We start from the raw sequence: 23,109 nt of genomic DNA, 5'->3' as shown, positions 1-23,109 counted from the left end.
GTTCTTTAATATCGCCTTACGATAGTTATAGAAGTTTAGTTTTTTATTGACTGATACAGTCATAATAATTGTACTTATATTAAGCTGATTATACTTATAATAATTGTGTAAGCGTCTTTATTATAAGCTTTGGCAATATCTCAAAACTGTATGGTATATATACTCTCTCAGTCCACTTATGAGCATCTTTACCATATACACCATAATTAATTGCTTTTATATTAAGACTTCTTATCTTGCTAAGTGGTAACGGATATAACATATCCATCTGTGGAAAATTGCGATAAAGACATTCTGCTGATTCTTCACTATCATCCATAGCAAGATAACTACTGTCTGACAGACTTGGGAAAAATCTGCATATATCATATTCTTCGCCTGTCTCTTTAGTTATCTCATCTGTAATATTCTTAAGCTGTTTTATAAGTTTCACATCTTCTGCTTTCTCATCTTTTAATGTATTATGTGGACAATATGGTGCAGCATAATATAGAACAACAACAGGTTCATATATCTTAGCTGTCTGAAGCATCTTACGAATGATGAATATTGGTATCTCTCTCTTATCTATATTATTTTTCATACATTCTTTTGTAACTTCTATAATTTCTTTATCTATATCACTATTTTTATTGTGAGCAATCTTATTAAGTTCATTGTATGTCATAACAGACCATATATTATCTATTACTGTATATTCCTTGCCAGATAATTCGCAGAACTTTTTATATCTCTCATTCATTTTATCTATTGTCTTTTGCGATGATTTTTTAGCTGCATCTACAAGTTTATCAATTATCTCATCTGTTCCTGCGTTATGTACAAAATAATTAAAGTATATAAAAGCTTCTTTAGCAGTCTGCACATTATACCAGTTTTTTAGATCCTTTAACTTTAACGAAACCGGAGGAAGTGAATATTCTCCTTTGTAATTATCAAGATAATCTGCATTGTAACTTATCTCTTCATTAATAACTGATGCTAATAATGCTGGATCATATCCTTCAAAGCACTGTCCTACATGTGTCTCTTTTCCTCGAATATAAAAACAAGGAAGAACTTTGCCACCAACTCCTGTATAGATATATCTCTTAGAATCGCCAGAATACATAGGACATGTATAATCATTGTTAATTGCAAGAATATAATTCAGATGGTATTGTTCTCTGAGTGCTTCTATCACTTCTATTCCTTCAATTATTCCTGTATGAAGATTCTCTTCAACCGGATTAAGTGATAATAATATGTTACCTGAGAATTCTCCTATATGTTCGGTAATATGCTTTATAAGTACCATGAATACTGCATCTCCACTCTTCATGTCACATGCACCTCTTCCAAACAGATAATCACCTGACTTAAGATCTCTTTTTACATCTTCATCAATATCTGCTTCTCTAAGTGCTTCCATAAGTCTGTCAGTATCAAATGCATAATCTTCAAATACTCCATAATCTTCGACTCCGACTGTATCTGTATGTCCATGGAAGATAATTGTATTCTTATTATCATCTTTCTCACCACGAATTAATGCGAATACATTTCTTCTATTTAGTGAATCATTTTTTAATGGCTGTATTATAATATATTCCTCATGTTTCTTAAAATATGGTATATCTCTAAGATAGCTCTCAATAAACAATCCGATATTCTTCTCACCTTCTGTTGTATTGACACTTGGTATTGCAACCATCTGTCTGGTAAGTTCAAGCATCTCATCTCTCATATATGTATCCTCTCTTCCTTTGGCTGATAACAAAAAAAGCGCCTGCAGATATCACTGCAAGCGCCTTTGCTTTTCACGCATATATTTATATCAGCTAAAAACTGTTATTGCAATATATGAAAAGACAAATATTTGTTGTAATTTTTGTAATTCTTACAAAGCATCATTTAATTTCTATATTAAATTTTTCAATTAAGCATTAATAAAAGTTTTCTTTATATATATGTTCTCTATATATTAAAGGCTTCTATATATCTTAGTTCCACGTTTCTTTAGCCACATACCTAATAATCCTGCCAATATAATTCCAAATAGTATATCAAGAACCATATATATCCATGCTGGTATATTCATGGCAAAATTTATATATATAAAGCCTTGTGCCAATGCATATATAAAACTTCCAAACATAGCAATCATAACTCCAAAACTCTGTTTAATTACTGTTGTCTCATTAGTCCATGTAAGATTAGGTCTCTTAAGTCCTATAATAAGATCAAACATAGCTGTTATAATTATATATAATACAACCATTATTAATGCCAGTATATCCATAATAATATCAGCTTTTACAACATACATTGCACATATTATACATATAACTGATGGTACTGTTGTAAGGATTATATGCACACTAAGTTTTGCTTTTAATATCTGCCATGTATCTATCGGAAGTGACTGTGACAGCCAAAGTGACTTACCTTCAAGCGATACTGATGGTTCTGCTATATCATTCATAGATGCTATAACACACACTACTATTGCGACAATAACCATTCTACTTCCTGCATTGGTTGCAATTTCATCTAATAATGCTCTTAGCTGTTCTGCTTTTACTACCATGAATCCACCACATATAATAAGCATAATTATTCCAAGTCCACAATTAAGCATATAAGCAGAACTTGATGTAAATCTTGCCAGTTCTTTATAAAACAATGCTTGTGATATACTTCTTTTAACTGTCTTTTTTTCCTTATATACTACTTTTTTAGTCTTAGGTGATGATGTAACAATACCGATAAAAGTTTTTGCCATTATATAATATGTAAGTGCAAATAACGCCGCAATTACAATTGTCGTACCTATAATTGCCTTAATATCACCCTCACCAATTCGTCCAAACATATATACAATATATGCTTCACCTTTTATCTTACTGCCATATACTGTTGCATTACTGATTAATGTCTGTATTATAACCTGTGCTCTAAAATATATTACATAATACAATGTTATAAATACAAGTGAGACTATTACTGTAATAAAACTTCTGTTTTTAAGTTTAGTACTAATCTTTGCCACTACAAAACCTAACACACATGAGAGTATTAATACAATCATTGATATTATAAATGTCAGCATAATTCCACCAATTATAACAACTGCATTCGGTGTATTTACTACGCAATATATAACTACTGCCGGAATAATTACAACAGCAGAATACATAAGTCCCATAATATATACTGTCATCATCCTTGCTGCCATTATTGTTCTTACCGGTATTGGCATAGATAATAACAGATCATTATCTTTAGACATATATAGACATGAAAATGTATTGAATACACTTCCAAATGCACCAAGTGCTATCGCTATCATACTCATCAGAAGAAAATATAACCATCCCATGCCTACTATACTGAATGGTTCACATATATTACACGCAAAATATCCAAACATTCCGCCAAGAACTCCTACCATAATAAGTACATACATACATATAAAAAGTATTGTTGATGTCTTAGAACGTTTTTTATTCTTTTTAGCATCATAGAAATATGCACGAAAGATCTCCATAAGTTCTTTTTTTAATAATATTCCGAACATTAATCAGACCTCCTTTGATGCATTATAGTTGTCTGATTCTTCCTCAAGTTCAAGAAATACTTCTTCAAGACTGTCATCACCTTTTACTTCTTCCATTGTTCCCTGGCGAATAAGCTCACCTTTTTTAATTATTGCAACTTTATCACACAGTTTTTCTGCGACTTCAAGAACATGGGTTGAGAAAAATATTGCTCCGCCTTTATCGCATAATTCACGCATCATAGTCTTAAGAATATGTGTTGCCTTTGGATCGAGTCCGACAAATGGTTCATCCATAATAATGAGTTTAGGCTCATGTATCCATGCTGATATAATCGCAAGTTTTTGTTTCATACCATGTGAATATGATGCTATTGGCTGTGCAAGATCTGATGTAAGTTCGAATGCATCTGCATATTTTCTGATTCTCTCCTGTCTGTCACTTTCACTTACTCCAAATACATCTGCTATAAAGTTGAGATATTTTATACCACTCATGAACTCATACAGATCCGGATTATCAGGTATATATGCTATCTTTCTCTTACACTCTAATGGCTTCTCTTTGATAGATTCACCATCAATTAATATATCCCCTTCTTCAAAATCAAGAATTCCAACAACTGATTTAAGTGTTGTTGTCTTACCTGCTCCATTATGACCGATGAATCCATATATCTCACCTGACTTTATATGGATAGTGATGTCTTTAACTGCAGTCTTATCTCCATATTTTTTCGTTAAATGCTCAATTTTTAACATCTTTATATCTCCTCTCGTACTAAATCTAACACACTCTGTTATTATTTTTCTTTTAACTCTTTTTTATCTTCCTTTTCACGTCCAAGATACTTATCAAGTTCTTCTTTCATCTTATCCGGCATCTCTTTCTTAACCGGGAATACATAAGCATTAGCGAATGTTTCTGCATATCTTGTGATAAATTCTGTATCTTCTTCAAGAAAATGTTCATTAAGAATATTCATGCTGTCAAATCTGCTATGAATTGAACCTCCACCCTGTGGTGTTATTCTTGCAAATGATATAGCCGGAATTCCACAATCTGCAAATGGAGTTGAATCGCTTGAATATACTCCCTGTGATGCTTCAATAGGGAATCCTGCCATATTAGCAAAATACTCTGTATAAGTTACAAGTTTCTCATCTGCTGTTGCAACTGCAATTCTCTTACCAAGAATAGAACCAATCATATCAATGTTAATACACATTACTATATTCTCAAGTTCTTCATTATGATTCTTGCAATATGCTTTACTTCCAAGAAGCCCTCTCTCTTCACTTCCGCAGAATATGAATCTGAGATTACGCTTTGGCTGATGCTCTTTAAAATACATAGCCATTGCATATAGACTCACACTTCCTGTAGCATTATCGTATGCACCTGTTGAATATGGTACTGAATCATAGTGTGCAGTGAATACTATTGTCTCTTTGGTATCTTCACTTCCCTTGATATCGCAGATGACATTATGTGATACCGCTTTACTTAAAGGCTGATTAATATTAAACTTAACTTTTGTCGCACCACTATTCACCATCTCAAGAACATCATGTACTCTCATATTCACACCCGGAATAACGCCTGCTTCTCTTAATGGTTCTCTTAACTCTTTTATTGCAATATCAGTCTTATCATATTCAATATCAACATTACCATTAAATGATACAAATCCAATAGCACCGGCTTTAACTATCTTCTTGTATGGATCTCTTCTCATCATTCCATTAACTAATACAATCTTACCTTTTGCATCTTTTAGATTAACTTCATTATCACTCTCATAATAATATAATTCGCCTGTGAGTCCATCTTCCCCAGTACTTCCTGAATTAGCATACGTTGTAACATCATATGTCTTGTGAAATGGTTCTATAACTTCTATCTGTGAACTGACTGAATCAAAAGAATCTACTTCAAACTCTTCCTTATAAGCATCTAATCCTTCTGCTTTTAATCTTGCAATTATCAAATCCGCTGCTTTTTCTTCCTCTTTAGTTGTGCTTACTCTTGTAAAGCTTAAGTCTTTTAATAATTGATATTCTTTTTCAATCTTTATCATATCTTCCCTTTTCTCCTCTTTTTACTTATTACTAATCTTACATATTAGCTACACACGAAGCTAAATCTTCTGTGTGTCTTGCTTAAAGAATATTTATATATTTTCTTGCTTTTTCGCAAACAATTACAAAACATCTAGCTTTAAACAACTTAATCTCATAATTGCCAGATATTCTTTAATACATTAATATTACATCATCTGATATTTATTATCAATCTATTTAGATACAAATTTTTACAAGTATCATTTTTACTATATCGATTATGTTCGCTTGGTACAAGATTGTATTTTTATATATAATAGACACATTTTGCCTAATATTGCTATGATCTTCTTATACTAAGTTCGATATATTATTTATAAAAATATGTGTCAGTCTCTCGTATTGACATAATCATAAATGGAGGTATATAAATGAACAAATCAAGAGGACTTTTGCTCAAAATACTAGCTGGTTTTCTGGCAACGCTTATAATTGTTATAAGCATTACTGCTACCACCGTAACCTATAATTCCAAAAAAACACTTAAAAATAATGCGACAATAACAAGTTCACAGACTCTAAATGAGACATTAAAGCAATTTCAGACCTATCTTAAGTCATTAAGTATTCCTGTAGATCTTTTAACCAGAAAAAATGAAATAAAACATCTTGAAGATGAGGATGAGAAAGATAATTTTGATTCAAATATAAAAGCTATTCAAGACAGTCTTGTAGCATCTCTTAAAGTTACTGAAAATCCAGTAAGATGCTATTATAGCACTAAATCAGGTTATCTAATTACTGCTCATCTTGAAGAAGTTGATGGTAAGACAACAGGTATCAAGGAATTATATGAGAACGTTGATAATACAAGTAAAGAATGGTATATCAATGCCATCGGTACTGAGAAACGTAATGGTGTCTTTGCTTATATATCTACACCTTATAAAGATGATGAGACAGGCGATAATATAATCACAGTATCACAGGAGATTAAAGTTAATGATGTCAATCTTGGTGTTGTTGCAATGGATATATCTGCTACTCAGCTTGAAGAATATATTACAGGAATCAATCTGTTACAGACTGGTTATGTAATCCTTGCTGATAATACCGGTAACATCCTTATTAATAATGACAATAATAATATCGTTACATCATCACTTAATGAATTATCATTCTGGACTACAGCTGTTAATAATGATGGTAATTACTCATTTAATAAAAATGGTATTAATAATAATGCAACTGTTCTGTCTGAAAGTATTACTGGTTGGTATCTCGTTGGCATCATAAGTGACAATGAGATATCATCTGATGTATCAAATATAACACGCTCTATCTTCATCAATGGTGTTATAAGTGTTATCATTGGTTTTTTGATTGCATTTTTAATTGCATATCTTATAACTAAAGAACTTTCAAAAGTCCAGACTGCTATTGCAAGTGTTAAAAATGGTGATTTTTCCGCCAGAATTGATGTAAAATATAATGATGAATTTGGTACAATTGAAAATGACTTCAATGATATGGTAGCTTCTATATCAGAGCTGATAAGTAACCTTAAAAATCTTGCTTCTGTATTACTTGATACATCTTCTGGAATAACCAATATAACATCTACAGCAAAAGACTCTATGATACAGGTAACTGAAGCAATTCATAATATTGCACTTGGTGCTTCTGAGCAAGCTTCAAGCACACAGAACGCAAATAGTGAGGTTGATGTATTAAGCGACAGCCTTACCGAGACAGTTAACTATGTAGACAAACTTCACTCAGTATCATCTAATGCTACTGAACTTAGTAACCAGGGTATAAGCACTGTTGAACATCTTATAGGCAAATCCAGCCTTAGTCGTGAAAAATCACAGACTTCAATGGATGTTATGTCTGAGATGATTAAGAGTATTGATAAGATTAACTATATATCTGATGCAATAGCTGATATAACTTCACAGACTAATCTGCTCTCACTTAATGCTTCTATCGAAGCTGCAAGAGCCGGCGAAGCCGGTAAAGGATTCGCTGTTGTCGCTGACGAGATACGCCAGCTTGCTGAACAGTCAAAAGCTTCAACTGATGAGATTAAAGCAATCGTTGCTGAGATTACAGACAAATCACATCTTGCTGAAAGTTCAATGATAGAAAGTGAAAAAATTCAGAATGAACAACAGACTTCAATTAATGAGACAAAAGAATTATTCAACAATCTGTCAAATCTTATATCAGATATAATTAAGAGTATGAATGAGCTTAATGAACTCAATTCTAATATGACTAAGAATAAAGATTCTGTAGTAAGCCAGATGGAGAACATTGCATCTGTTGCTGAAGAATCCGCAGCTGCCGCTGAAGAAGTTAATGCTTCTGCTTCAGAGATTAATGATACTATGGAAACTATTGCAAATCATACTAAGAAACTTGATAATATAGCTAGTGAACTTAAAGTATATATAGGTCAGTTCAAACTGTAATTAATGTCATTATTGTAATATCATAATTACAACGCCATATTTGCGGCATTGTAGCTGTAGCATTATAGTTGTAAAATTGTAGTTATAATATCATAATCAAATACAAGGAACATTTAATCTATTAAAAAAATACCGGCCCCCAAAAGTCAAACCTAAAAATCTAACTTTTGGAAGGTCGGTATTTTTAACATTTAAGTGTTCCTCTTTTTTATATTCTTTTTTATATTATATCTCGTAATCCATACATGCTCTTGTAGCTGTATAAGGTCTTACTTTTGTATTAGCAACTTCTACATGCTTCTCATGTACTGAATAATTCTTTAATGCTTCTGCACTTTCAAATGTTGTATCAAGCATTACATCAACTGTTGAACTCTTAAGGCATTCAGTTCTTACTGATATATCAAGAAGTCCCGGTATCTGACCTTTTAATCCTTCAAGACCTTCTTTTATACCTTTTTTAATCTCTTCTTTTTCACTCTCACTAAATTCATCTTTTAGTGTCCATAAAATAACATGCTTTACCATCTCTTAAGTCTCCTTCTCTTCTACAAAAATCTGTTAAGTTCTTCAATAGGAATTGGCTTTGAGTACTTATATCCCTGAAGATAATCTGCTTTCATCTTGCGACACATCTCCTCATCAGTCTCATCTTCAATTCCTTCAAACAGTATATCATATCCAAGTCTCTTAAAGATATCGGCAAAATTACTAATCATATATTTTGATTCATTATTACCCTTTGCAAATATAACAAGCGATCTGTCAAACTTGATAATATCGATTGGCAATCCCATAATTCGTTCAAAATTAGAATATCCTGTTCCAAAATCATCTAGATAGAATTTGAATCCAAGTTTTTTAAGTGCTATTATTCTATCTTTTATAATGACAAAATCATCAAGTGTTCTACTCTCAGTTATCTCTATCGCAATCTTTCCATAATCAATATCATATCTTGAGATTACACTTGTTATATCATCACAGAACTTACTATCCTTTAATTCATCTATAGAGAAGTTAACTGATATTCGCTCTATCTTTGGATTCTCACTTATATATGCACATACTTTATTGAGTATTATAAGGCTAAGTTTATGAATATACTTGAATTCTTCTGCCATTGGAATGAATACATCCGGATATACAAGTCCAATCTTATCAAGTTTTAATCGCATAAGTGCTTCTGCTGATGTATATCTATTCTTGGCAATATCAAGCACCGGCTGACAATATGCAAGAATTCTCTTATCATTAAGATCTCCTCTCTCTACAATATCATTAAGTTCCTGCTTGATATATTGATTATTAATATATGCATATATATCCTGTTCATTACACATTCTATATGTATTATATTTCATTCTGGTTTCAATGAATTCATAAAAATTCTGATAATCATAGGCACTCTTAAACATCTCTATATTAGTTGTAAATACTGTCTTCTGATCAAGCTGATATTCTTCATGTAACTTGTTAAAACAATTCATTATACGCTCTGCATCAAATTCAGATTTTTTGTATATAAATATCATTCTGTCTTCTGTAATCTTGAATACAAAATTATTATATTTTATATCATTTATAAACTTCTGAAATGCTATCTTATTCTTCTTAATATACATATCTGTTGTAAAATTCTCAACATATATATTTACTACAACTACTTCCTCTTTTTTCTGAAGAATCTCTCCAAAATAACTTACAAAGGCATTAAAATCAAGTGTACCAAAATCAACATCATATGAATTACTATGTAACAATACAAATACTGCCAATATCGGAAGGAAGAATGCAAAGCATGTAAACGAATCTCCTTTAAAAATCGCCTGTATTAATATAATTATAATAGATATAGTAAATACTATCGCCACACTATTTACAATTCGTTTTACAACAATATTCTTATGTCCATATAAGTTAATTGCAAGTATTATAAGATACATTACGTATGCAGCTGCAAATACTGTAATATAATATGGAGAATCAACATTACCCTCTTTGTCAATGTTATATCCAAATGTTGTTATTGGTTCAATCATTGTAAGTAAGATAAATACTGAATATGAGCCAAGTACAAACCGTTCAAAAGCCTTGCTTCCAAGTTCTATAAGATCTGCCACATATAGATTAAACAGTGCAAGTACCGTTATAAGTGGTATATAATATGCCATCTTTGCAATATATACAATTACACCATTTTTAAAACTTTCATTAACACATACATGATAGAATACATTAGCCGAAGCCGCTATCATAAGGCTTATTATAGATGATAGAAAATATTTATATCTGTTGGTTTTTTTAGTATAAGTTGCCTTTGATAAAATAATAAGTACAATGCATGCTACCAGTACTGCTGCATCCAAAACAAACGAATAATCTCCCATAAACTTCATAACCCTTTCATTCTAAAAATGCTTCACTATCATCTTAATTTTCCATTTCTAATATGACAGTATTAGCATAAACAATATATATGATATGTTATATCGTTTGTTTCTTATATTTAGTTTACAATAATCACCTATAGGTTTTCATATTTTTCAGTTAATTCATATGTTAGTTTTATAATTCTGCCTGCACTTCTCTTTATCTCTTCTTCACTAAGCTTACCCGCCCTATAAGCTTTTAAGATATCTTCTTTATCTTTTATATTACCTGGCATAATAAGATCATTGCCTGCCTTAATACAAATATATGATTTACTACCATTATCAGGAATAGTTGTATTCCAGTCCGACATAACAACACCATCAAACTGCCATTCTTTTCTCAAGATATCATTGCACAACCATCTACTATTGGCAGTATGCTCACCATTAATAAGATTATATGATGTCATCACTGCTTTTGGACTGCCTTTCTTCACTACAATCTCAAATCCTCTAAGATATATCTCTCTGAGTGCTCTTTCAGATACATTTACATTAACTTCCATTCTACTATCTTCCTGATTGTTGCATGCAAAATGTTTGATTGTAGCTCCGCATCCATGTTTGCTTTGAACACCTTTCACTACTGCAAGTGCTGTCTCACCTGTAAGATATGGATCTTCAGAATAGTATTCAAAATTACGACCACATAGCGGATTGCGTTGTATATTCATACCTGGAGCAAGCCACAGATGTATACCAAATGTCTGCATCTCTGTTGCTACTGCTTTTCCAAATGCTTCCTGCAATTCTCTATTCCATGTCTGCGCAATAGCAACGCCAACCGGAAACGCTGTACAATATTGATAGTATACATCTGTATTATCGTGTTGTTCAAATGGCTCAAGATATCCATTCTCAAGTGCTCCAAGTACGCTCTTACCATATACATCTCCACTTATTCTGTCTACTTCATATTGCATATGCAGACGAATTCCTGCAGGTCCGTCAGCCATTATAAGTGGTTGTATACCATATTCTTTTTGATATTTTGATGTAGTCTCACCTGCCGAACCAGGAACTCTTATTCCGGATGCACCAAGTGTTCCTGCATTATCTGATACATATCCATATAACAGATCTACAAGTTCTTCTGCCGGTATTTCATTGATAATTTCCGATTTCACTTGTTGTACTTCATTATGGCATTTTGATATATCTTCTATAATCTCATAATCTTTTTGCAATGTGAATATCTTATCAAGCGAATCACTGCTATTACCAACGTAAATCTCATAATTTCCATTTTGTATGTACCATATTTTTTGTCGTTCATCATAAGATGCAAGCTCTTTTTCTGTAAATGCTACTACTATATATTGCGATTCATTACATTTTAGTTCATCCGTCTTAGCATATGCTACAAGTCTCTTTTCTTCCTTTTCTTCTCCATAAGAAGGTAGTTTTGCATAGACTTGAATCACTTCCTTACCAGAATATCTATTACCTATATTAGTTACTTTAAATTTCAATTGCATAGTTTCATCTGTATGCTTCATATCAATGAACTGTATATCAAACTCTGTATATGACAATCCAAAACCAAATGGATATAATGGTGTAATATGCATCTTATCAAAATATCTATATCCAACAAATATTCCTTCATCATAAGTATCTTCCGTAACATTACCATCTAAGTATCCAAAAGTGGCTGCTCCAGGATAATCATTATATCTTCTTCCCCATGTAGATGTAAGTCTACCGGATGGATTAATCTCACCTGACAAAATATCTGCAACAGCATTGCCACCTTGCTGTCCTAACTGTGACATATACAATACTGCTGATATATTCTGCGTTATGTCAATAATATCAGTAATCTCAACCGGTCCGCCCGAATTAATAACAAGGATAATCTTTACATTATGACTGTCAAGAAACTTTATATCTTCCTCTTCCTTTTTTGACAGATAATAATCTCCTCTTTCCTTGCGTCTGTCTCGTCCTTCTCCTGATATTCTGCTTATAACATATAACGCTTTATCAATACCTTGTATATCTTCCTCTGTAATTATTCTTCCATCTGGCATTCCAAAAGGATTCTCTGCATAAGCATCAAATGGATTATTAACTTTTTTAGCTTCACTAAGTACAGTATCTTTCCATTCTTTTCTTGCATTATCATATATCACGTCATAATCCTTAATCCATGCTTCACTTATAATATTAAACCCTTTATCCTTCATCCCTTTATAGATTGATATATTATAACGATTATTAACATCACCTGAACCTATTCCGCCTTTAACTGTCCTATCTGCTCCACATCCTAATAATGCTAATTTTTCATTCTTATCAAGTGGAAGAATCCCATCATTCTTCAATAAAACTATGCACTCTTTAGATATTTCATATGCAATCTTATCGTTTTTAATTTCACATTCTGACATTCTTTTATTAATAGTACCTGTATATTCTTTTCTTACCATATCATTTATTCCTCTCAACAAAACTCAATAATAGGCAGTTGTAAAAATAGATCTTCACAATTGCCTATCATATAATCTTCCTATTCCTTTACACCACCGAGTGTAACACCTGCAATAATATACTTTGACAAAAGAAGATATACCATGATAATTGGAACAATTGCTACCATTATCATCATATATATCTTGCCCATATCAAAATTCATATAATCAGCACCTCTAAGTGTTGCTATAAGAATTGGTACTGTCATCTTCTTTTTGGTCTGAATAATAAGTGCCGGTACAAAGTAATTATTCCATGAACCAACAAATGTAAATATTGCCTGAACTGCTATTGCAGGTTTCATTATTGGAATAACAATCTTATTAAATGTCTTAAATTCATTCGAACCATCAATTCTAGCCGCTTCGACAAGTGATATTGGAAGTGATGACTGAAGATAACTATACATAAAATAGAATACGGCAGGTGATGCTATTGATGGAAGTATAAGCGGAACCCATGTATCATAAAGACCAAGTTTTGTAATAAGTCTTAAGAATCCCATCGCTGTTACCTGTGTTGGCATAACAAGTATTGCCATTATGAATGTAAATGCAGCTTTTCTTAATTTAAAATTATATGCATATAACCCATACGCTGTAAGTGATGAGAAATATGTACAAAGAATTGCTGAACTTGTTGATATTATAAGGCTGTTTAATATTCCACGAAACATCGGAAATGTTCCATCATTGGCAACATTTTTTAAATTATCTATAAAGTGTCCGCCAGGTATAAACGAAAAACCTTTTTGTAATTGGGCATGTGATCTTGTTGAATTGATTATTAATATAAAGAAAAAGAATAAGCACAAAAATGATAATAATATTAATACAATATGGGCTACAACTGTTCTTACCTTTCTTCCTGTACCTGATTTTTTCATTATCTGTGCGCCTCCCTCTTTGCACGTTTTTTAGCTTCTTTTGCTGCTTTTTTGCTTCCATCCGGATCATTATCATTAGTCATTCTATATACTATAAAACACAAAATTCCACTAATTATAAACAAGTAAACTGATAATGCACCAGCCATACCATAGTTATTACTCTTAAGATGGTTATTAAGGAACATTATAAGTGTCATTGAAGTTCTGTCAGGATTACCCTGTCCATTAGTCAATATCTGTGGTACATCAAACATCTGAAGTCCACCAATAATTGATGTTATAAGTGTATATGCAAGAATCGGTCTTATCATAGGTAATGTAATATAGAAAAATCTCTGAAAACTATTACATCCATCAAGATCTGATGCTTCAAATATATCGATACTAATTCCCATTATTGCTGCCATAAGCATTATTGTTGTATTACCAAACCACATAAGGAAGTTCATAAGTCCTATAAGCGATCTTGTTCCAAATACACTTCCCATAAAATCAATTGGTTTACTTATAATTCCCATTGATTGTAATATTGAATTTACAGGTCCACTATTAGAGAAAAGTGTAAAAAACAAAAGTGCAAATGCTGATGCCATAATAAGATTTGGCAAATAAATAACTACTTTAAAAAACTGTTTTTTATGTATTTTTAAGCGTGTATCTGTAAACCAGTTTGCTAAAATAAGTGCTATAACTATCTGTGGTATAAATCCTATAACCCATAATATAAGTGTATTTTTCCCATAGGTAAACATATCTGATTTTAACAAACTGACATAATTTTTCATTCCTACAAAATTTGGTCCTATTTCTTTTATTCCTGAACGAAAATATTCAAAAAAACTGAATCGTACCGTATCACCTAATGGTATAAGCGAAAATATGAAATATGTAATAAAAAACGGAAGGATAAAAATATATCCCCACTTTGAGTAATCTACTCCTTTTTTTCTTTTCTTCATAACTATCCCTTCCTATATTCTTAAACATCCTGCCATATACCAAAATGTGTTCTAAAGTCCAATTGATAATTACATTAAATTTACTCTTTTATTAAAATCTCTGTTTATAATTATCAAAAATATCCATTTTAATATATGGCAGAAATATCCTGATTATTCAACTCTATGCATATCTCTGGTTATCTAGTATATCTTTAATTATCTAATTAGTTTGGCCATACTACTTCTGTAATATCTGGATAACGTTCAATAATTGCTGTTTCAAAGTTAGTCTTAGCTTTATCAAATGTTACATTACCCTGTAGATAATCACTGAATGAGTTCTGAATAAGTTCTACGCATCCCTGATCGTATGCTGAAAGAGGTGCAATCTTGATATTCTCAGCTACAGGTGCAAAGTAAGCAAATGGATTCTGTCCACCGAGGAAGTCAGATACGAATGTATCATCTGTTGCTGCTTCTTTCATTCCTGACTTAGTATTTGTGAAATCAGAATAATCCTTAGAAATCTTAAGCAGGTTATCCTTGTCAGCTGTCATTGCAAGAATAATATCTTTTACATGTTCCGGATTATCTGTTCCTGTAGCTGCATGAATATATGAACCACCCCAATTATATTCCTGTGGAGGTGTTGTAACAGCCCATGCGCCATCTTCTCCATCCCAATTTGGTGCAAGTGTGAAGTCAATTCCCCATGCTGGGAATAAAAATGCAAATACTTTTGAAGTAGATCCCATTGCCTTATTCCAATCGTCATTCCACTGACCTTTTATATTAGAATCAACATATCCTGCATCTAGCCATTCTTTTGAATCATTTACCCAATTCACAATTTTCTCATCTACATTAACTGTTGTTGAGCCTTCTTTAACCCATGAATCACTTATACTATTTCCATATAGACGGAATGTATCTGCATATGATGAAAAAGTGTAGTATCCTTTATCTTTTAGTTCCTTAGCTGTAGCTTTGATTGTATCCCAATCTTTGGTTTTTTCAGCAACTTTCTCAGGATCATCTGTTCCAAAGACATCTTTTGCAATATCTCTTCTATATACCAAAAGACCTGGGCAGCACTGCCATGTTGAACCTCTTTGAACCCCATCAGCATCTGATGCAGTCGTTCTTGTAAAATCATATTGATCTGCAAATGCTTCATCTACATCAATCCCAAGATCCTTAAGTGGTATCGCTACATTAGCATCCTTGTCTGTATATTTGAATACATAGTCCGTTTCTGATAAGAATATATCTACTTTTTCATCTGCTGATGCACTCTTCTGATTAACAAGTGCCTCATCTAACTTCTGCTGATATACACCGTCCTGATTAGGATTAACAATCCAATGAATCTCAGTTCCATCTTTAAGTGTTGTTACCGTTCCATCTTTTGAAGTGGATTCGACTTCCGGATATATTGCTTCAAGTCTTGTACGAAATTCATCATTCCATGAGTATATGTTAATTATTTTCCCCTCTTCTGCTGATGAATTAACATCACTTGAATTATTTCCTGACTGACTATTATTTGATGTTTCTTCTCCACATCCTGCGAGTAATGTTGCTCCTAATGCAACTGTTAACACTGTGCTAATTATTCTTCTCTTCATTGATAATTCCTCCCTTGGATTTATTATTTTTTATAGTCATATATTATCTTATTTTGACACTTCAATATACTAAATAAATTGTAAAAATGTTAAATTCATGATATAATAAACAAAATCAGACTTAATTAGTCATATAAATTCATGCAATTTTTATGGATTATAATTTTAAAACTTGCAAAGTTATCTACGAAAATAACAATTTTTATACTTAAAGGAGTGCATTATATGTCATTATCAAAAGATTGGGTTAATACAGAGTTTAAAAATAGTGAGCTTGAATTGTTTCATCGTGCACCAGATGTAGAATATTCATTCTATGCTGCAGTAAAAAATGGTGATATGGACAACGTTATTGAAAACTGTAAAAAGGATGCTTTTATCGATCTTAAAGGAACTGGAATTCTCTCTAGAAACTCTCTAAATAATATGAAATATCATTTTGTTGTCACAGCTGCTATGCTTACACGTTATTGCATTGATGGAGGTCTTGAACCTGAACAGGCTTACAGACTCAGTGACTTCTATATTCTCAAAATGGATTCCTGTACAACTATAAGACAGGTTGCTGATCTTCATCATGAGATGGCTAAAGATTTCACTGGTAAAATGATTCTTAAAAAAAAGAATAACATCATATCAAAACCGATAACACAATGTGTCGATTATATATATTCTCATATAAAAGAACGAATTACTATTGCTGAACTTGCTCAATATACCGGTCTTTCTGAAAGTTATCTTTCAAGACTCTTCAAACAGAATCTTGGTGTCTCAATAAGCGACTACATTCGTGAGAAAAAAATAGAGAAGGCTACACATCTATTAAAATACTCGGACAAATCTATTATTGATATATCCACATATCTCTCATTTTCATCACAAAGTCACTTTATACAGACTTTTGAAAAATTTACCGGACTTACACCTAAAAAGTATCGTGACAAATATTACAAAGCTATGTGGTAATATACAAAATTATATAGATGCTGTTAATATTACATAACTATGATATTACATAATAATAGTTTTTTATATCTTACAATGTATAGAAAGTACAAAAAACTGTATCATCAGGTATTATATATTTCCTGATGATACAGTTTTTATATTATATAATATGTAAATGAGCGTTGTACTATATGTGTAACCCTGTATCACCATATATGTATCAAAATCATGCTATATACACATTAATATCATACATATTATCTTTACTGAATTTATTAATATGTTCTCTGTTTATTACAATCTTATCACCTATAATCTTTGCTCCTGCAATATCGCATCTTATACTTCTATTATTGTCTTCTGTCTTGATGCCACATCGGTTATTATTCTCATTATGGAATATAATTCGTAATTTTCTTTCTGCGAAACACAATTTCAGTTCACTTTTATTCTCACTATCATACTGATTCTGCATTAATTTTGGCTGAATGACAAGATTGCCAAGTTCACCTCTTACGCCATATACTTGCGTAATCATTGTAAGCATATACCAGCTTGCAGCTCCCGTAAGATATGCATACATTCCACGCCCATTATTATTATAATATTCAGGAAGTCCTGGATACATTACACTTTTATCAAAATCTCTAGCAGCATCAAGTAGTGCTTTTAAAGCTTTATATCCTTCTTTAACAAAGCCTCTCTTATATAACGCATTAGCATACATTACTGTCATATGTGAGAATACGGCACCATTTTCTTTTTCTCCATATGCAAAGCCAAACATTCTTCCAAAATCGAATTTCTCTTCTTTAAAATTGGTATTAAGCCGATATCCACCTGCTTTCTCATCATATAGATACTTATCTGCACTTTTACATATTGATGCTATCTGTTTCTCACTTGCAGTTCCACTCATAATAGCAAACACCTGACTTGTGAGCATCATTCTGACATCATCTGTCTTATAGTATTCAACTGCCTTTTTACTATTATCATAATAGCCATTAAACCATCCGATATTCTCAGTTTCCTCTATCCACTCATGCTCTCTTATATTCTTCATTAACCACTCTGCTTTGTGAAGAAGATTATCTCTTAATTGACTAATTCTTACAATAATCTTCTCTCCACTTATATTGTGTCTGCATAGATTAGCATATTCTTCTAGGAGTTTCTTTTTTTCAAAAGGATTCTCATACAATTTCTCATTATCCTTAAGAAGATATTCCGCTTCTTTGATAATCTCAATCCTATTAATTCCACTTATTCTCTCAAGTTCTTCAAGAGTCTGTGCTATACTCTTAAGATTGCCTGCATATGCACATGTAAACGCAACACTCTCTCCATTATCCCATGCCATATCAAGTGCATCATTCCAATCAGCTCCATGAAGATACATCTCATTGTGTTCTCCAACATCATAGAATTGACACAAATTCTGTAACAGTATATGTTCTATTACAGTTCCATGGTATATGTCACCGTTAGCAATTTTTTGCATATTACCATAATTATCATTCCATTTATCATCATGCTGAGTTCCTCTCATTACCTGCTTGTCTTTAAAATATGTAGTATTTTCAAAAAGAACATCTATATCTCCAGTTTGATCTATATAGAATCTTGTTGTTAAAAAAGGCCAATATGCATGATCCATCCATACTCTTGCAATATTATTGCGATCTGCAATGAATTCTCCAGGCTCACTTCCAATAATTGTTGCGTTAGTTCCGTCAATTCTCACACCACCATAGTTACTTACAATCATCCTTCGCACATTAGAAGGTTCCATAATCAGTAATGCAAGGCAGTCCTGCCACAGATCTCTCCAGCCACGCCCACCTTTACCATAGTCATGATATGGAAGGAATGAACAGCCATATATCCTTCTTAAAATCGGTTGAAAGCATATCCACTTAAGATAATTATCAATATCACTATCTCCAGTTCTAAACGTAACATTTACTTTATCAGTCCAATATTCTCTAACTTTCTCATATGCTTTTTCTATTTCAAAAGATGACAGATATCTCTTCTCTATTCTACTTAGCATACTCTCATTCTCTGCTATTCCTGCAATTATCGTATATGTCTTAACTTCTTTTGGTCTTATAACTGTTTCATCAAAGTTAATTCCACCAAATGCTTCTTTTCCTTCAATCATCTCACCAGCCGATACATCTGACATCACATTTCTAATTGCAGTAGGATTAGTATATGTTCCACCTTCTCCAATATATGAATCCACTGTCGGATAATAACTATGTGGCTTTTTATCATCACCTGAAAAACCATATACAAAATACATTGTATTATTGCGTTGGTGTCCTCTCTCATCAAATGATAACACCGGTTTTACTACTATACCATTTTCATTAGTAACTATTCTGTGTAAAAGTGATGTTACATGTCTGTGATCTCTTATATTATCTGCACTTCTCCCATATATTGGATATGCTCCAACAGGTCTAAAAGTTATATTGCTCTCACTAATGTTAGTTATGTTAACTCTCATAACTTCTATAAGTCCATCGACGGTAACAAATGATGTTGTTTCCGCTTTAAGCCCATTTTTTTTGGATATTCTTGTAAGTTTCTGCCACATAAATCCAGCTTCTAATCTACTCTCATCCATATTAGCAGTAAATCTTTCTGCTTCCTGAGTTGCGCTTGATCCACATACTGACCAAGCACACTCATCACATACGCACCAAAAATTTCTTGTACTACGATTATTATGAAGATTTTCTATACTTACCGGTTCCATAAGAAAATGATTCTGATCTGTCTTCGCATCCCCACCAAGCATTGGTGTTATAGCTGACTTTAATCCTTGCTCACCAGCCATAGGAAGATATAGTCCACTATATTTTTCCGGGTTATCTATTGTAAACGTGCCATTATTATCTATAAATGTAATTTTTTTACTCATTTTTAACCAACTTTCTTCCTCATACTATAATAATCAAACTTTTAATCAGTTACATATATACAACTATCTCTGTATTATCTGTAAGCATATCTTCTCTCACATAATTATCTACAAGTTCTACACCATTGACTATCATCTTTTCAACACCAGATTCTTTGTGATCTTCATTCTTAATTGTTATATTAAGATGTTTTCCTCTAAAATCTTTACTAATCTTTAAGTTTTCCCATTCTTGTGGTATTGATGGGGCAATTCGAAGTCCATAAAAATCAGGTCTCATTCCAAGAATACCTTCAACGCAGCCTACCATAACCGTAGATGCTGTTCCTGTAAGCCAATGCACATGTGAACGTCCAAAGTTCGGACTTGCTTTTCCTTCTGTAAACTGGCCATAACAATATGGTTCGAGTTTTCTAACTTCCGCATTATCATTCTGAGCTGCCGGTGCATTTTCCATAAAATATGTAAATGCTCTTTCTCCATGTCCCATAAGTGACTCTGCAAGAATTATCCATCCCTGAGACTGTGAGAATATACCTGCATTTTCCTTAGTTCCTGCATTATATATAACTGCCAGTGCACCATCAAAGGCATTCTCATGATATGGTGGATCCATAAGTACAGCTCCATATTTTGTATTAAGTATATTATATACATTATCAAGTGCCTTATCAGCCTGTTCTTTAGTAGCAAGACCACTTATTACTGAAAAGCTTTGCGGATTGAGCCACATATTAGCCTCACTATCTGTTCTTTTTCCTATAATTTCGCCATTTTCTGTATAGCCCCTTACGAACCTGTCTTCATTCCAACACAATTTATTAATAAGTTCTCCAAGTTCTTCCTGTTTTTTATTAAGATATTCTATATATTCTTTATCTTTTTTATACTCTGCGAATTCTCTTAATATTGTCATTGCATAATAGAATTGTAATGCTACAAATGTTGATTCCCCATCTTTACCAAGTCTTAAACAATCATTCCAATCAGCATACAATCCCGCTGGCATTCCATGCTTACCAAGATGATTGGCTGAAAAATCTATTGCTCTCTTAAGGTGTTCATATACAGTCGCTTCATCTCTATTAGCAAATGGTATCACTTCATCTATAAACTCAAGATTACCTGTCTCAGCGATATACTTATAAACTGTTGGAAATAACCATAATGCATCATCTGCACGATACTGCGGATGTCCTGTCTCCTGCACATAACTAGCATCATCCGGTGTATCTTCATGTCCAGGATTATGTGTAAATTTGACTAATGGAAGTCCTCCTCCATTATCAACCTGTGCTGATAACATAAATCTTATCTTATCTAATGCCATATCTGGTGCAAGATGAATCACTCCCTGTATATCTTGAACGGTATCACGATAGCCATATCCGTTACGAAGTCCACAGTAAGTAAAAGATGCTGCTCTTGACCATATAAATGTCATAAAGCAATTATATGCATTCCATGTATTTATCATTGTATTAAACTCTTCACTAGGTGTCTCAACCTGAAAATGTGAAAGATGTCCATGCCAGTATGTAATAAGTTCTTCAAGTTCCATATCACACAGATTAATATTATCATTATATCTCTTAACTATTTTCTCAGCTTCTAAGTCTGGTTTCATTCCAACTATAAATGCAATTTTTTTAGTTTCACCAGGTGCAAGTTCAATGCTTCCAGTTAATGCTCCACAAGAATTACCATTATAATTACCAGAATTACTAAGTTCGCCTTCTATAACTCCACAAGGATTAGAATATCTATGATATCTTCCAACAAATTGCTCTTTGTCACCACACCATGAAGCTACCTCTAGTCCTGCAAGTCCAAGGAAACGATCAACAACTATTTTGCTATCTATCTCTCTGCCATTTTCTATTTTATCCAAATTAGCATGTATCATCTGGCGAACCCTGTTCTCTTTAAATACTGTTTTTGTAATAAACTGTGAATATTGAAGATTAACCTGATCTTGTTCATAATTGCTGTTATTAGTAAATTCAGCATATCCTGTTATATTAAGTTTTCTTACTCTATCTGATTTGTTAGTAATTATAAGATTCCATACTTCATAAGACTGATTAAGAGGTACATAATATCGCACTTCTGAATGTATTTCACTATAATCTGCAACCATCTTACTATATGCTGTTCCATGATGACATTCGCTTACATATTCATTAAGATCTTTACCAACCGGCTGCCATGAAGCTGACCAATAATCTTTACTTTCATTATCTCTTATATAAATATACCTTCCCGGTTCATCAAATTGATTAAATACATATCTTAATATTCTTCCATTCGCACCAGATTTTGCAAAACTATATCCACCTGCATTGTTAGATACTATTGCTCCATATTCAGGAGATCCCAGGTAATTAACCCAAGGTGCCGGTGTATCTGGTCTTGTAATAACATATTCTTTTTTTACTTCATCAAAATATCCATATCTCATATATAACTCTCCAATCTTGTTATTCTTAATCATTTCATTTATAATATAACTTTTTGGAGCATTACAATATATAAAATATTTTCTTAAAATATCAAATTCATGACCTATACTTTTTCAATAATTCACTACATACTATCTACTGTAAAAACAGGTTCTAAACTTTACTTGGGGGTAGAGTTTAGAACCTTTCATTTTTATAAAAAAAGATAGGCATAAACAATCCCATAAGTTATAATTAAATCACCACAAAATAATCAACAAAGGAGAATGCTTATGCCTAATACTAATTTTATATCAAATCTTCTAGAAATTAAAGAC

At 32.3% G+C, this 23,109-nt stretch carries 14 protein-coding genes; 2 read left to right on the top strand and 12 right to left on the bottom strand.

Annotated elements, in window-relative coordinates; genetic code table 11:
* Positions 1-94: 94 nt before the first annotated feature.
* From KQI85_RS12735 to KQI85_RS12720, 4 genes are all read right to left on the bottom strand, one after another.
* Positions 95-1,726, bottom strand: a complete 1,632-nt coding sequence (locus KQI85_RS12735) for a M20/M25/M40 family metallo-hydrolase (protein ID WP_216576462.1) — start codon at positions 1,724-1,726, stop codon at positions 95-97.
* 237 nt (positions 1,727-1,963) lie between these two features.
* The gene (locus tag KQI85_RS12730) at positions 1,964-3,559 is read right to left on the bottom strand and encodes a hypothetical protein (protein WP_216576461.1); all 1,596 of its coding nucleotides are present in this window, start codon (positions 3,557-3,559) and stop codon (positions 1,964-1,966) included.
* 3 nt (positions 3,560-3,562) lie between these two features.
* Complete coding sequence (locus KQI85_RS12725; protein WP_216576460.1) at positions 3,563-4,300, bottom strand: ABC transporter ATP-binding protein; 738 nt, start codon at positions 4,298-4,300, stop codon at positions 3,563-3,565.
* Between the two features lie 41 nt (positions 4,301-4,341).
* Entirely contained in the window at positions 4,342-5,619 is a 1,278-nt protein-coding gene (locus KQI85_RS12720) for a M28 family metallopeptidase (protein WP_216576459.1), read from the bottom strand.
* Positions 5,620-6,033: 414 nt separating this feature from the next.
* Between KQI85_RS12720 and KQI85_RS12715 the strand changes: the two genes are divergently transcribed.
* Positions 6,034-8,079 carry a methyl-accepting chemotaxis protein gene (locus KQI85_RS12715; RefSeq protein WP_216576458.1) on the top strand — a complete coding sequence of 682 codons (2,046 nt, stop codon included), beginning with the start codon at positions 6,034-6,036 and terminating at the stop codon, positions 8,077-8,079.
* A 225-nt stretch (positions 8,080-8,304) separates the two neighbouring features.
* Here the strand turns inward: KQI85_RS12715 and KQI85_RS12710 are convergent, their stop codons facing one another.
* The 6 genes from KQI85_RS12710 to KQI85_RS12685 all read right to left on the bottom strand — a co-directional run bounded on the left by KQI85_RS12710 (position 8,305) and on the right by KQI85_RS12685 (position 16,447).
* Entirely contained in the window at positions 8,305-8,607 is a 303-nt protein-coding gene (locus tag KQI85_RS12710) for a Dabb family protein (protein WP_216576457.1), read from the bottom strand.
* A gap of 20 nt (positions 8,608-8,627) precedes the next feature.
* Entirely contained in the window at positions 8,628-10,478 is a 1,851-nt protein-coding gene (locus KQI85_RS12705) for an EAL domain-containing protein (protein WP_216576456.1), read from the bottom strand.
* Between the two features lie 128 nt (positions 10,479-10,606).
* Entirely contained in the window at positions 10,607-12,946 is a 2,340-nt protein-coding gene (locus KQI85_RS12700; protein WP_216576455.1) for a glycoside hydrolase family 3 N-terminal domain-containing protein, read from the bottom strand.
* A gap of 80 nt (positions 12,947-13,026) precedes the next feature.
* The gene (locus KQI85_RS12695) at positions 13,027-13,875 is read right to left on the bottom strand and encodes a carbohydrate ABC transporter permease (protein ID WP_216576454.1); all 849 of its coding nucleotides are present in this window, start codon (positions 13,873-13,875) and stop codon (positions 13,027-13,029) included.
* Entirely contained in the window at positions 13,875-14,837 is a 963-nt protein-coding gene (locus tag KQI85_RS12690; protein ID WP_216576453.1) for a carbohydrate ABC transporter permease, read from the bottom strand. Before KQI85_RS12690 ends, KQI85_RS12695 begins: the two co-directional genes overlap by 1 nt.
* 206 nt (positions 14,838-15,043) lie before the next feature.
* Positions 15,044-16,447 carry an ABC transporter substrate-binding protein gene (locus KQI85_RS12685; protein ID WP_216576452.1) on the bottom strand — a complete coding sequence of 468 codons (1,404 nt, stop codon included), beginning with the start codon at positions 16,445-16,447 and terminating at the stop codon, positions 15,044-15,046.
* 225 nt (positions 16,448-16,672) lie between these two features.
* On the opposite strand from KQI85_RS12685, the gene KQI85_RS12680 reads away from it, so the two are divergent.
* Entirely contained in the window at positions 16,673-17,413 is a 741-nt protein-coding gene (locus KQI85_RS12680) for an AraC family transcriptional regulator (RefSeq protein ID WP_216576451.1), read from the top strand.
* 208 nt (positions 17,414-17,621) lie between these two features.
* On the opposite strand, the gene KQI85_RS12675 is transcribed toward KQI85_RS12680, so the two are convergent.
* On the bottom strand, positions 17,622-20,330 hold the full coding sequence (locus KQI85_RS12675) for a GH36-type glycosyl hydrolase domain-containing protein (protein WP_216576450.1): 2,709 nt from the start codon (positions 20,328-20,330) through the stop codon (positions 17,622-17,624).
* Positions 20,331-20,379: 49 nt separating this feature from the next.
* On the bottom strand, positions 20,380-22,791 hold the full coding sequence (locus KQI85_RS12670) for a GH36-type glycosyl hydrolase domain-containing protein (protein WP_216576449.1): 2,412 nt from the start codon (positions 22,789-22,791) through the stop codon (positions 20,380-20,382).
* Positions 22,792-23,109 lie beyond the last annotated feature (318 nt).

This window comes from Falcatimonas sp. MSJ-15, assembly GCF_018918265.1.
Taxonomy (GTDB): Bacteria; Bacillota; Clostridia; order Lachnospirales; family Lachnospiraceae; genus Falcatimonas.
Note: the sequence above shows the minus strand (reverse complement) of the source record. Positions and strands in the feature narration are given on the sequence as shown.